This window comes from Cellulomonas humilata, assembly GCF_030814415.1.
GTDB classification, from domain to species: Bacteria; Actinomycetota; Actinomycetes; order Actinomycetales; family Cellulomonadaceae; genus Cellulomonas; species Cellulomonas humilata_A.
In genome coordinates this window covers 167,033-179,457 of sequence record NZ_JAUSVB010000003.1, presented here as the reverse complement: position 1 = coordinate 179,457, position 12,425 = coordinate 167,033, and the positions used below count along the sequence as shown (strand labels likewise).

The window sequence follows — 12,425 nt, the reverse complement described above, 5'->3', positions numbered from 1 at the left end:
CGACCCACCCACGTCGTCCCGGACCGCCGACCGTCGTCATCGGGCGGTCATGGCACGTTCCCACATCTCGACGTACCGGGTGGCGGACCGGAGCAGTGGCGCGAGCTCATGCTCCGAGAGGCCGGCGACCCGGAGCTCGGCGACGAAGTCCGGAAGCATCCCGGCGTGCGCGACACCGTGGTCGGCAATGTCGAACGTCCTCGTCCCGAGCGTGGCCCGCGGCATCGAGGCGGTCCCGACAGGCGACGGGAACGGGTACTGCACCGAGGCTCCTGCTCGCGCACCAGGCGAGCCGGCGAACCCGTTGAGGTCCGAACCGAACCCGCCCGCCGCGCCCGGGGCGGTGCGCAGCAGGTGCCGGTACGCCTCGGCGAAGGTGTCCGACGTGCCCCGGCTCGTCGCGGGACCGGCCTGGACCGACTGCCGGAGCAGGAGCGCCACGACGCCTCCGGCGGCCTCGATCCGGGCGACCTCCGCGTCGGTGAGCTGGCGCTCGCTGCGCAGCTCGGGTCGACTGGTCGTCAGGAGCTCCGCGTGGCCGGCGACCACCGGGTAGTGCCTGGCCCCGGTGCGGTCGAGGACGTCGGCCCGCGTCGCGGCGGACATGTGGTCGACGTCGATGAGGAAGCCGTGCGCCATCAGCTCGTCGACGAGCACGCCGCCGAGGTCGGTGAGGCCCCGGGGGTTGCGGTGGCCTCCGCGGTATCGGTACGTGTCCGTTTGCCCGGGCTCGGTGCGCATCCGGTACACGGGGAGGGAGCCGAGCGGGTTGACCGTGGAGAAGATGCCCGCCGACCGCGACCAGTGCAGGAGGAGTGCGAACGCAGCACCGCCGAAGGCGTTGTCCCGGAGATGGCACGGCATGACGTGCCGCACGCCGGCGTCGTGGTACTTGGCGACGGCGGCGCGGACCGACGCGGGAGTCGGTTCGACCCCCGGGGTCGCGAACAGGGTGTCGACCTCGATGCCGAGCACGACCGCGAGCCGGCCGGACGCGATGACCTCGCGCGCCTCCTCCGGCGTCCGGACGATGCGGTACCACCCACGTCCGTGCCCGCCAGACCGGGCGTCGATGGACGCCTCCATCTCATGGGCCGCCGCGAGCTGGAGATCGACCACCGCCATGTCGTTGCCCGGGCCGCGGGCACCCGGTGTCAGGCGGTACACCAGCTCGTTGTGGAGGGCGTGCATGACGACGAGTCGCAGTCCCCCGTCGACCGCCCGCCGGAGCATGTCCTCGTGCGCGCCCTGGTGCGTGAGGTCGTCCCAGCGCAGCCAGTCGTCGAACGCGGGGTACCCGGTGGTTCGGTGGCCGAGCAGCGCGCGCCAGCCGGCACCCAGGAGCACCACCCGGCCGATGTTGCCGAGGAGGTCGAGAATCCCGTGCGGGCCGTGGGCCGCGCGGCACGATGCCAGAGCGTCCGCGAGCTCGCCCGACGGGGCTCCGGCAATCACGCGCCCGCCGAACGCAAGGTGGGCGTGCTGGTGCAGGTGCAGGTCCGCGAAGCCGAGCCCCTCGACGTCACCTCCCATGACTGCCCCCGTAGTCGGCGATCCTTCATGCTCCCACGCGTCCACATTCCCGGGACACCCGGGCCACCGGTCCCTCGGGCCGCGAGAGCGCGCCGGCTCGAACGGGTTGAACACCGCCAGTGCGCGCCGTCCCGCTCTCGCAGGGGAGGATGACCGGGTGACCTCCCCCAGCGTGACCTCTGCCGACCGAGCCGACGCGGCCCGGCGTTTTCGGACCGCCCTGTTCGTCGACTTCGACAACGTCTACATCGGCCTGCAGCGCCTCGACCCCGTGGCGGCCGAGGCCTTCGCCACGAACCCGGCCCACTGGCTCAGCGAGCTGGAGTCCGGCACGGACTCCGAGGGCGACTTCTCGCGACGGTTCCTCATCCGCGCGTGCTACCTGAACCCGTCGCGGTTCTCGCAGTTCCGCCCGAACTTCACGCGCGCCGGCTTCCAGGTGGTCGACTGCCCGTCGCTCACGCAGCAGGGCAAGAGCAGCGCCGACATCAACCTCGTCCTCGACGCCGTCGACGCGCTGGCCGCGCCGACGCACTACGAGGAGTTCGTCATCGTGTCCGCCGACGCGGACTTCACTCCTCTGGCCCTGCGCTGCCGGGCGGCGGCCCGCCGGGTCACGATCATGACCGCCAGCCCGGCCGCGAGCGCGTACCGCGCGGTGGCCGACTCCGTCATCACCGCCGACGAGCTGGCGGACCTGGTCACGCACACCGCGTCGACGCTGCCGGTGGAGACCGTGGTCGCCGAGCCGCCGGTCGTCGTCGAGCCGCCCACCGCCGCGACACCGCCTGCCCGCACCAAGAAGGCGGCGCCGGAGCCCGTCGTCGCCGCACCGCCTGCCAGCTCCGCGGCGCGCAAGGCCGTGCTCCAGCGCGTGCAGACGGCCGACCGCCCGGTGCCGCTGGGCACCATGGCGCAGCTGGCGCAGAAGACCGAGCCGGCTCTGCCGGAGACCCGGTGGGCGGGTGCCGGTGGGTTCCTGCCCTGGCTCGCGAAGGTCGTCCCCGAGGTCGGCGTCTCGTCGCGTCCGCCGGGCTACGTGTGGGACCCCACGCGGTTCGGCGAGGCCGACCTGCCGGGCGCCGCCACGGACACGGCCCCCAGCGCGCTGCAGAACCAGGTGGTCGCCGTGACCGACACCCCCGGCTTGAGCCAGTCCACCTACCGCGTCCTGCTCACAACGCTTGCCGCCGACCTCGCAGGCCAGCCGTTCGACCGCGCCGAGACCTCACGCCGTGTGCGCGACGCATGCCAGAAGGCCGGCGCCAAGATCGGCCTCTCGACAGTCAACTTCGTCATCGGCGGCATCATCTTCGCCGGGCTGCGACTCACGTCGTCCGTCACATCGCGCGACCTCGCGACGGCGTGGGCCGACAACGTCGTCGGACTGTGCCGAGGCGCCCGGATGCAGATGAGCACCGGCGACGTGGCAGCGATCCGCTCCTGGGTCGGCGGCGGTCTGCTGGAGGGCTGACTAGCGGTCGTAGTCGAAGCGCAGGCGCATGCGGTCGCCGCGGAACACGATCGACGAGTACTCGAACGGCCTCGAGAGCGCATCGGAGATCACGTCCTGCAGCTGGAGGGCCGGCTCGCCGCGCCGCATGCCCAGGTGCTTGGCGTCCGCGGAGGTCACGGCGACGGCCTCGAGCTCCTCGTGGACGCGCTTCATGGGCAGGCCGTAGTGCTCCTCGAGAACGACGCACAGCTGGTTGGCGACGACGTCGTGCCCGTCGAGCCCGGGCGCCAGGCGGGCCGGCACGTAGGAGCGGTGCAGGCTGATCGGCTCGCCCTGGACGGAGCGGACGCGGACGATCACGTACGTCTCGTCGCCCTCACCCAGCACGAGCCGTTCGCGGACCCCGGAGGACGGTGTCTCGAGGCCGACCGAGACCAGCCGCGTCGACGTCTCGTAGCCGAGGCCCTCGAGCTGCTCGCGCACGCCCCGGTAGGCCGGTGAGACCGCGTTGATCTTGGGCGTGGCGACGTAGGTGCCCTTGCCCGGGACCCGGACCAGCAGACCGTCGCCGACGAGCTTGGTGAGCACGCCGCGCACGGTCATCCGGCTGAGGCCGTAGATGCGGTTGAGCTCGTTCTCCGACGGGATGCGCTGCCCGGGCAGCCACTCGCCGCTGGTGATCCGGGTGTGCAGGATCTGCTCGAGCTGCGCGTAGAGCGGCACCGCCGACTCTCGCTGCAGGACCTCCGTCATGGGGTCCAGGGTTCCATGGAAATCGCCTCCCTGGTCGTGCATGAGTAGACCTGTCTAGACTGCCGAGTGGTCGGGACGATGCGGTCCCGGTCGTGCAGGACCGCTCGCCGGGAGGGCTGAGCCATGATCTCGTCGACGCTCGCGATGACGCGGACCGCTCGCGAGCGCGGCTACGCGGTGCCGGCGGTGAACATCCTCGACGACCTGTCCCTGCGCGCCGTCGTCGCCGCCGCGGTGGCCGCGAGCTCGCCGCTGATCATCCAGATCTCCGTCAAGACGGTCCGCTCGATCGGCACCGACCTGATCACGACGATGTTCCGGCACGCCGCCGCCGACGTCCCGGTGCCCGTCGCGCTGCACCTCGACCACTGCCCCGACCGGGCCGTCATCTCCGACGTCGTCCGGGCCGGGTGGTCGTCGGTGCTCTTCGACGCCTCGGACCGGGACCTGGAGACGGCCGAGCGGGAGACGGCGGAGGTGGTCGCGGAGGCGCACGCCGCGGGGGTCGACGTCGAGTCGGAGATCGAGAACATCATCGGCGTCGAGGACGGCGTCGGGTCCGACGTGAGCCTCCACTCCTACGACGTCGCGACGCTGGCCGCCGTCGCGGAGCGCACCGGTGCCGACCTGCTGGCACCCCAGCTGGGCACCGCGCACGGCGAGTACAAGGCGCAGCCGGTCCTGCTCCCGGAACGTGTGCGGGAGCTCGCCGCGCTGACCGACCGCCCGATCGTGCTGCACGGCGGCACGGGACTGTCCGCCGAGGACTTCGCGACGTTCATCTCCGCTGGGGTGTCCAAGATCAACATCTCGACCGGCGTGAAGGTCGCCTACATGCGCTCGGCCGAGCAGCACCTCGCCGAGGCGCGTGCGAAGAACAGGTGGGACCCGCCGTCGATGTTCCGGGACATCTCCGCAGCCGTGCAGGCCGCGATCGCGGTGCACATCGAGGAGTTCGGCGCGGCCGGGAAGGCCTCCCCATGAGCCCCACGCTGATCTTCGACTGCGACGGCGTCCTGGCCGACACCGAGCGCGACGGCCACCTGCCCGCGTTCAACCAGACGTTCGCCGAGGCCGGCCTCCCCATCCACTGGAGCGAGGAGGAGTACGGGCACCTGCTCGCGATCGGTGGCGGCAAGGAACGGCTCGCGACCGTGTTCACCCCGGTGTTCGTCGAGACCGCGAACCTGCCCACCGACCCCGACGAGCAACGGGACCTGGTCGCGCGCTGGCACAAGGCGAAGACCGCGCACTACACGGCTCTCGTGGCCGACGGCGTGCTGCCGGGACGGCCCGGGATCGCGCGGCTCGTGGCCGAGGCGTCCGCGGAGGGCTGGGGGCTCGCCGTCGCGTCGACGTCCGCCGAGGCCTCCGTCCGGGCGGTGCTCGAGCACGCCGTCGGTGCCGAGCTCGCCGCACAGTTCACCGTGTTCGCCGGGGACGTCGTGCCCGCCAAGAAGCCCGCCCCCGACATCTACCTGCTCGCACTGCAGGAGCTCGGCATCGGCCCCGAGGAGGTCGTCGTCGTCGAGGACAGCGCCAACGGCCTGCGCGCCGCGCTCGGTGCCGGGCTGCGGACGATCGTCACCGTGAGCAGCTACACCGCCGACGAGGACTTCACCGGCGCCTCCCTCGTCGTCAGCTCCCTCGGCGACCTCCCCGACGACCCCGCGGTCGTGCTGAGCGACCCCCACGGCGTCGCCGTCGACGGCCAGGTCGAGCTGTCGCACGTCGAGCACCTCCTGCACACCCCCTAGAAGAGAGCGACTGCCGTGTCCGATGCCCGCGTCGAGTCCGTCGTCCGCACCATCACCGAAGGCTGCATCGAGAACGAGAAGTACTTCGGGGACCTCGACTCCGTCGTCGGCGACGGTGACTTCGGGTTCTCGCTGGCCCGCGGGTTCGAGAAGGTGCTCGAGCAGTGGGACTCGTTCGACCGCTCCGACACGGGCACGTTCCTGCAGAAGGTCGCCGTCGTCATGTCGGGCCGGATCGGCGGGACGTCCGGGCCGATCTGGGGCACCGCGTTCCTGCGCGCGGCAGGTCAGGTCAAGGGCAAGCAGGAGATCGCCGGCGACGACGTCGTCGCGATGCTGCGGGCCGCGATCGAGGGCATCAAGGCGCGCGGCGGCGCCGACCTCGGTGAGAAGACGCTGCTCGACGCGCTCGCGCCGATGACCGAGACGATCGAGCGCGAGCTCGCGGCGGGGTCGGCACCCGCGGACATCGCGAAGGCCGCCGCCGTCAGCGCCCGGGACGCCGCCGAGGCGACCCGGCCCATGCAGGCCCGTCGCGGACGCGCGTCCTACACGGGCGAGCGCAGCATCGGGTCGCTGGACCCCGGGGCGGTCGCGGTCGCGGTGCTCGCGGAACGCGTCGCCGACAGCTGGTGACGCACACACGTCCGCGCTCCGGGGGGCGACGCGGCGGCAGGTCGACCGATCACGACGATGTGGAGGAATGACTGATGAAGAAGTTCGTCAACGACCCGTTGAACTTCGTCCCCGAGATGCTCAAGGGCATCGCCCTGGCCAACCCCGACACCCTGCGGTACGTGCCCGAGTACAACCTGATCATGCGGGCCGACGCCCCCAGCCCCGACAAGGTGTCGATCATCCAGGGCTCCGGGTCGGGCCACGAGCCGGCGCACGTCATGGTGGTCGGCAAGGGCATGCTGGACGGGGCGTGTCCCGGTGACGTGTTTGCCGCTCCGCCGATGGAGTACGTGCTGGAGACCGCGAAGCTGCTGGCCTCGGACAAGGGCGTCCTGCTGCTGGTCAACAACTACACGGGCGACAAGATGGCGTTCGAGATGGCTGCCGAGCTGGCCGAGGCCGAGGGCCTGAACGTGCGGACGCTGTTCATCAACGACGACGTCGCCGTCAAGGACTCCACGTGGACGGTCGGTCGGCGTGGCGTGGCGGGGAACTTCTTCGTCATGAAGGCCGTCGGCGCCGCCGCGGAGGCGGGCGCGTCGCTGGAGGAGCTGGTCCGGATCGGCGAGAAGGTCAACTCCGTCACGCGGACCATGGGCATCGCCCTGACGCCGTGCACACCGCCCGCCAAGGGCTCACCGCTGTTCGAGCTGGCCGACGACGAGATGGAGGTCGGTGTCGGCATCCACGGCGAGCCCGGTCGACGTCGCGCCAAGCTGGTCAGCGCCGACGAGATCGTCGACGAGCTGCTGGGCGCGGTCGTCCCCGACCTGCCGTACTCCTCGGGCGACTCGGTGGCGCTCATGATCAACGGCCTCGGCGGCACCCCGATCAGCGAGCTGTACCTGCTGTACGGGCTGGCGCACGAGAAGCTCGCCGCCCAGGGCATCACCGTGGGCCGCAGCTACGTCGGCGAGTACTGCACGTCGCTCGACATGGCCGGCGCGTCCCTCACGCTGGTCCAGCTCGACGACGAGATCACCGAGCTGCTGCTGGCCCCCGCCGAGATCGCCAACCGCGTGTTCTGAGGCCCACGACGCCGCGGGGCTCGCTCACGGGTTCCGCGGTGTCCAAGCGGCGACGAGCACGCACACGTCGTCGCGCTCGTCGCCGGCACGCGCGAGCAGGCCCGTGACCAGGTCCGCGACCGAGCCGTCCCCGAGCTCCGCGCCCGCGGTCGCCAGGGCGTGCAGGCCGTCGGGCAGCGGGCGGTCCCGGCGCTCGACGAGACCGTCGGTGTAGAGCACGAGCAGGTCCTGCGGGGCCAGGACGGTGACGGCCTCGGTCCGGCCGACGCCGATACCGAGCGGTGTCGACCTGCCCTCCCACAGGAACTCGTGCGCGCCACCCGCCGTGAAACGCAGCGGTGGCAGGTGCCCCGCACACGCGTACCGCACCTGCCCGGTCACCAGGTCGATCTCGGCGTACGCCAGCGTGGCCATGAAGCCGACGGCCGCCTGCGTCACGAACCGGTCCAACCGCGTGAGCAGCGCGGCAGGACCGACACCCGGCCCGGCGAGCGCGCGGACGGCGCTGCGCAGCTGCCCCATGGCGGTGGCGGCGTGCAGGCCACGGCCGACGACGTCGCCGACCGCCACCGCGAGCACGTCGTCGTCGATCAGGAAGGCGTCGTACCAGTCGCCGCCGACCTCGAGCGCCTGGACACCGGGGCGGTACTCCGTCGTGACGCTGAACCGGTCGTCGACCGGCAGATGGGTGCTGAGCAGTGCGCGCTGGAGCTCGTGGGCGACCGACGCCTTCTGGTCGAACAGCTGCGCACGCTCCAGCGCCAGTCCCGCCTGCTGCCCGACGGCGGTGAGGACGCCGACGTCGAACGGGTCGTCGCGCGGGGACAGGACGAGCACGCCGCGTGGGGTGTCCGGCGCACCGAGCGCCACGACGACGACGCCGCCGGCGTGCTGCTCGACGGCGTCGGGCGTGACCCGGTCGGCGGGCGGCTGGTCGGGCGCCGCGCGCGGTGCCGGGGCCCACGGCTCGTCCGGCACATCGGTGCCTTCCTCGGCGCCGGCACCGGAGCTCGTCCGACGCACCAGCGTGCCGTCCTCGGCCGCGACCCACACGGTCGCGTTCACGGCGCCCAGGTGGGTGACGGCCACCTCGACGAGCGCGCGGGCGACCCCCTCGGTCCCGACGCCCTGCGACAGGGCCGCCGTCGTGGCCTGCAGGGCGCGGAGCTGGTCCGTCAAGCGGTCCGCGGCCGTCCGCGCAGCGAGCAGCTCGCGTTCGTACCGCGAGCGCTCGGTGGCCCGGGACAGCGCCACGTCGACCCGGCGCCCGCCGTCGGCCGCGGTGTGCACGAGCGCCGACATGAGCACGGGAAGGCGACCGTCCGGGCCGCGCAGCTCCACCGCGACCTCGTCGAACCGGCCCTGCATGTGCAGCAGCGGGGACAGGTGCGTCTCCCAGTAGATGCGACCGCCCACGGAGAGCAGGTCGGCCAGGCGCAGGCCCTGCGCGGGGCGACCGACCCAGTCGAGGAGCACGCGGTTGGCGTCGAGGATCGTGCCGTCGCCGTCCAGCCGCAGGAGCGCGACCGGAGCGGCGTCCCAGGCGTCGTTATCGGGAGGGGACACGGGCCAGGTACGCGGTGATGGCCTCGACGACCTGGTCCGGCGCGCTGAGGTTGGGACAGTGCCCGACGGCGTCCAGGAGCACGAGCTCGCTGCCGGCGAGGTGCTCGTGGACGTACCGGCCGACCTCCGGGGGCGCGATGACGTCCTCGCGGCACTGGAGCACCAGGGCCGGCGTGGTGACACCCGCGAGGTCGGCGCGGTTGTCCGCCAGGAACGTGGTCCGCGCGAACCGCCGGGCGATCGCGGGGTCCGTGCGGCAGAACGAGTTGGTCAGCTCCTCGCCCAGCCCGGGCCGGTCCGCGTTGCCCACGATCACCGGCGCGATGAACGCGGACCAACCGAGGTAGTTGTCGTCCATGGTCGCCAGCAGCTCGTCGATCTCCGCAGCAGAGAAGCCACCCCTGTACCCGCCGTCATCATCGTCGACGTACCGCGGGCTGGGTCCGACGAGCACCAGCCGGTCGAACAGCTCCGGCCGGCGCGCCGCCGCGAGGACGCCGATCATCGCGCTCACCGAGTGCCCGACGAACACCACCGGGCCCACGTCGAGCGCGTCCAGGATCTGCACCACGTCGTCCGCGTACCCGTGCAGCGAGCCGTACCGCTGCGGGTCGTAGGCGCCCAGGTCGGAGCCGCCCGCGCCGACGTGGTCGAACAGGACCACCCGGTGGGTCGCCTCGAACGCGGGCGCGACGAACCGCCACATGCTCTGGTCGCACCCGAACCCGTGAGCGAACACCATGGCCGGCGCGCTCGGGACGCCCGAGAGCACGACGTTGTTCCGGGTGAGCACGCTCATAGGGTCGAGCGTATGCGTCAGACCGCGGAGGTCGGTGACCCGTTGGTCGCCGGTACCGGCTCCGTCGGCACGACCAACGTGGAGGAGTCCGTCAGCTGGTGCACGATCTGCGTCAGGTCCAGCCCGGTGGTCGACTTGATCAGCTCCTGGAGCTGCAGGAAGTTGCCCGCGACGGCCTTGGGCAGCGCCGACGCGCCGTCCGTCGAGACGACCGTGAGCGTGTCGATGCTGGCCATGGGCGCGGCGAGCTGCTTGGCGATCTCCGGGAGGGTCTCCAGCAGACGGTCGAACACGGCCGCCTGGTTGAACTCCTTGTACGCCTCCGCCCGCTTCTGCAGCGCCTCGGCGTCGGCCTTGCCGCGGGCGAGGACCGCAGCGGCCACCGCCGCACCCTCGAGCTCGGTGGCCCGCGCCTGGGCCGACCGGAGCGCCAGCTCACCGGCGCCACGGAGCTCGTTCTCGGCCTTGGCCGCCTCGGCGGCCTTGACGGCGGTGACGCGCTGCGCCTCGGCCTGCTGCTCGAGGCGGTAGCGCTCGGCGTCGGCGGGCCGGCGCACGGTGGTGTCCAGCTGGCGCTCGGTCAGGGTGGCCTGCCGCTCCGCGACGAGCTCCTCCTGGGCGAGGATCTCCTGCTGGCGGGCAGCGGCCTCGAGCGGTCCGGCCGACGCCGACAGGGCCTTGGCACGGTCCGTCTCGGCGAGGATCTCCGCCTGCCGCAGGTCGAGCGCGCGCTGGTAGTTGGCCACCTCCGTCTCGGAATGGATCCGCTTCTCCTCGGAGAGCCGGCGTGCCTCGGCCTCGGCGATCTCGGCCTCGCGGCGGATCGCGGCGGCCGACGCGCGGCCCATGTCGAGGATGTACGAGCCACCGCCGTGGTCGCCGACCTCCTGGATGGTGAACGCGTCGAGGCTCAGCCCCTGCGCGCTCAGCGACCCGGTGACCGACTCGAGCACCTGCTGGGAGAACGACTCGCGGTCCCGGATGACCTGCTCCACGGTCAGGTTGCCGACGATGGCGCGCAGCGCACCGGAGAGCTGGTTCGTCGTGAAGCTGTCGATCTCCTCCTGCTGGCTGCCGAAGCGCTGGGCGGCCGCGCGGATGGAGACGTCCTCGTTGTGCACCTTGACGATCGCGACGCCTGACACGTTCAGCGCGATGCCCTGCGACGACGGGGCGCCGTTGACCTCGACCGTGATCCGGCGGGACGACATGTCGAGCACCGACAGCTGCTGGACGAACGGCAGGACGAACACGCCACCACCGGTCACCACCTTCTGCCCCGACAGGTCGTTCGACGTCTTGCCCTTGCGGCCCGTGACGATGAACGCCTCGTTGGGCCGGGCCACGCGGTAGCGCTTGGCGATCGCCATGCCGACGAGCAGGACGACCAGGACGAGACCTGCGACGCCGGCGACGGGAAGCCAGGATTCGGGCACGGAGAGCTCCTAGAGAGACTGGGTGGAGGTGGTGGCGACCTTGACGACGCCGGGACCGAGGTTGGCGACGACCGTCACGCCGGCGCCGGTGGGCACCGGGGCGTCGGCGCGGGCCGCGAGCGCGGTGCTCTGACCGGCGACGACGAGGGAGATCTGACCGAGCCCGTCGGACGGGATCGAGGTGGTGACCGTGGCGGGCTGGCCGACGTAGTCGCTGCTGGTGATCTGGTGGGCCGTCGGGCCGTTGGTCAGCGCACGCGTGGCCACACCGGCCCCGGCGCCGACCGCGGCACCGGCCACGACGCCGGCGAGGGTGGCGAGCAGCACGCTCGCGTCCGTCGTCGCCAGCACCAGGCCACCGACGATGCCGAACGCGGCCAGGAACGACAGCACGACCGTCGACGAGAGGTACCCGCCGGTGACGTCGATCGCGTCGATGACCCCGTCGAGGAAGTCGCCGAAGACGACGGTGAGGAGCAGGAGCAGCAGCGCCACCCCGGCGATCACCCAGAAGATCAGCATGCGTCGGAGTCCTCGGGTCGGCGAAGATGGCGGCCGCTCGGTTATACCGTGCGGGATCGCGTTCGCGAGCCGGTTTGGCGCCCGTGTGGGCGACGAGTTCAGAAACCATCCGAACGGCGGCGCACATAGCCCCGCAACCTGTCCACCACGAGCTCGGGAACCGCGTCCGCGTCGTCCCCGACGGACCTCTCGGGGAAGTCGAAGACCGCGAGCATCATCTGCATCGGGTACGTCGGCGGCCGGGGGCAGCGGCGCACCACCATGCCGTCGACGAGGAACGTGGCCTGCTCGGCCGACCAGTCGACCGCGTACGTGTGGAGCTCGGCGACGTCGAGCGGCAGCCGGACCGCCGCGAAGTCCTCGGCCACGGAAGGGTCGCGGAACGCGTGCAGACCCATGCCCACGGCCGCCGACCCGGGCTCGACGGCGTCGCCGAACATCTCGGTCACGCAGACCTCCGCGCAGCGGTCCGGCTCGTCCTCGAGCCCCACCATCCAGAACGCGACCATCGACCGCGGCGTGACCACGGCACGCGCCCGCAGCTCGACGTACCCGCCGGACGGGGTCCAGCCCCAGAACGCCTCCTGCGCCTCGCGCACGCGGACACCGTCCTGGTACGGCTGCTGCCCCCGGGTGCTGCCGACCGGGCCGGAGAAGTTGCCGGACTGGATGCCCGACACGCGCATCGGCGGCACGTGGTCGTCGGCGCACCACAGCCCCTGCTCCGGCGGGATGCGCAGGTGCAGGCAGGAGTCGCGCAACTCGTAGGAGGCGGCCGTCTGCGCGCGGGAGCTCCACGCCGGCAGGTAGTGCGGCAGCCACACGGCAGGATCGAGCCCGGGGCCGTCGAAGTGGTCCTCGAAAGCCAGCACCCATCCGTCGGGGCGGTCGGTCACG

The 12,425-nt window shown here is 72.2% G+C and carries 12 protein-coding genes; 5 read left to right on the top strand and 7 right to left on the bottom strand.

Annotated elements, in window-relative coordinates:
* Positions 1–36 precede the first annotated feature (36 nt).
* A complete protein-coding gene (locus J2X26_RS11850) occupies positions 37–1,533 on the bottom strand; it encodes a membrane dipeptidase (protein WP_307492515.1) in 1,497 nt (498 codons plus the stop codon).
* A gap of 157 nt (positions 1,534–1,690) precedes the next feature.
* On the opposite strand from J2X26_RS11850, the gene J2X26_RS11845 reads away from it, so the two are divergent.
* Complete coding sequence (locus J2X26_RS11845; protein ID WP_307492513.1) at positions 1,691–3,007, top strand: NYN domain-containing protein; 1,317 nt, start codon at positions 1,691–1,693, stop codon at positions 3,005–3,007.
* On the opposite strand, the gene J2X26_RS11840 is transcribed toward J2X26_RS11845, so the two are convergent.
* A complete protein-coding gene (locus tag J2X26_RS11840; RefSeq protein WP_307492511.1) occupies positions 3,008–3,742 on the bottom strand; it encodes a GntR family transcriptional regulator in 735 nt (244 codons plus the stop codon).
* Positions 3,743–3,865: 123 nt separating this feature from the next.
* Here J2X26_RS11840 and J2X26_RS11835 point away from each other — a divergent pair, with 123 nt between their 5' ends.
* The 4 genes from J2X26_RS11835 (at position 3,866) to dhaK (ending at position 7,205) form a co-directional block, all read left to right on the top strand.
* Positions 3,866–4,726, top strand: a complete 861-nt coding sequence (locus tag J2X26_RS11835) for a class II fructose-bisphosphate aldolase (protein ID WP_307492509.1) — start codon at positions 3,866–3,868, stop codon at positions 4,724–4,726.
* Positions 4,723–5,499, top strand: a complete 777-nt coding sequence (locus J2X26_RS11830) for an HAD-IA family hydrolase (RefSeq protein WP_307492507.1) — start codon at positions 4,723–4,725, stop codon at positions 5,497–5,499. Before J2X26_RS11835 ends, J2X26_RS11830 begins: the two co-directional genes overlap by 4 nt.
* Positions 5,500–5,514: 15 nt before the next feature.
* On the top strand, positions 5,515–6,135 hold the full coding sequence (gene dhaL, locus J2X26_RS11825; protein WP_307492505.1) for a dihydroxyacetone kinase subunit DhaL: 621 nt from the start codon (positions 5,515–5,517) through the stop codon (positions 6,133–6,135).
* A 74-nt stretch (positions 6,136–6,209) separates the two neighbouring features.
* On the top strand, positions 6,210–7,205 hold the full coding sequence (gene dhaK / locus J2X26_RS11820; RefSeq protein ID WP_307492503.1) for a dihydroxyacetone kinase subunit DhaK: 996 nt from the start codon (positions 6,210–6,212) through the stop codon (positions 7,203–7,205).
* Positions 7,206–7,229: 24 nt separating this feature from the next.
* Here dhaK and J2X26_RS11815 read toward each other — a convergent pair whose 3' ends face one another.
* The 5 genes from J2X26_RS11815 to J2X26_RS11795 all read right to left on the bottom strand — a co-directional run bounded on the left by J2X26_RS11815 (position 7,230) and on the right by J2X26_RS11795 (position 12,424).
* Positions 7,230–8,771, bottom strand: a complete 1,542-nt coding sequence (locus J2X26_RS11815; RefSeq protein ID WP_307492502.1) for a SpoIIE family protein phosphatase — start codon at positions 8,769–8,771, stop codon at positions 7,230–7,232.
* Positions 8,755–9,570: an alpha/beta fold hydrolase gene (locus tag J2X26_RS11810; RefSeq protein WP_307492501.1), complete on the bottom strand. Its 816-nt coding sequence runs from the start codon at positions 9,568–9,570 to the stop codon at positions 8,755–8,757. The genes J2X26_RS11815 and J2X26_RS11810 overlap by 17 nt, the downstream gene beginning before the upstream one ends.
* Before the next feature lie 17 nt (positions 9,571–9,587).
* Entirely contained in the window at positions 9,588–11,006 is a 1,419-nt protein-coding gene (locus J2X26_RS11805) for a flotillin family protein (protein ID WP_307492499.1), read from the bottom strand.
* Positions 11,007–11,015: 9 nt separating this feature from the next.
* A complete protein-coding gene (locus tag J2X26_RS11800) occupies positions 11,016–11,528 on the bottom strand; it encodes a hypothetical protein (protein ID WP_307492498.1) in 513 nt (170 codons plus the stop codon).
* A gap of 98 nt (positions 11,529–11,626) precedes the next feature.
* Positions 11,627–12,424: a glycoside hydrolase family 16 protein gene (locus J2X26_RS11795; RefSeq protein ID WP_307492496.1), complete on the bottom strand. Its 798-nt coding sequence runs from the start codon at positions 12,422–12,424 to the stop codon at positions 11,627–11,629.
* Between the last annotated feature and the right edge of the window lies 1 nt (position 12,425).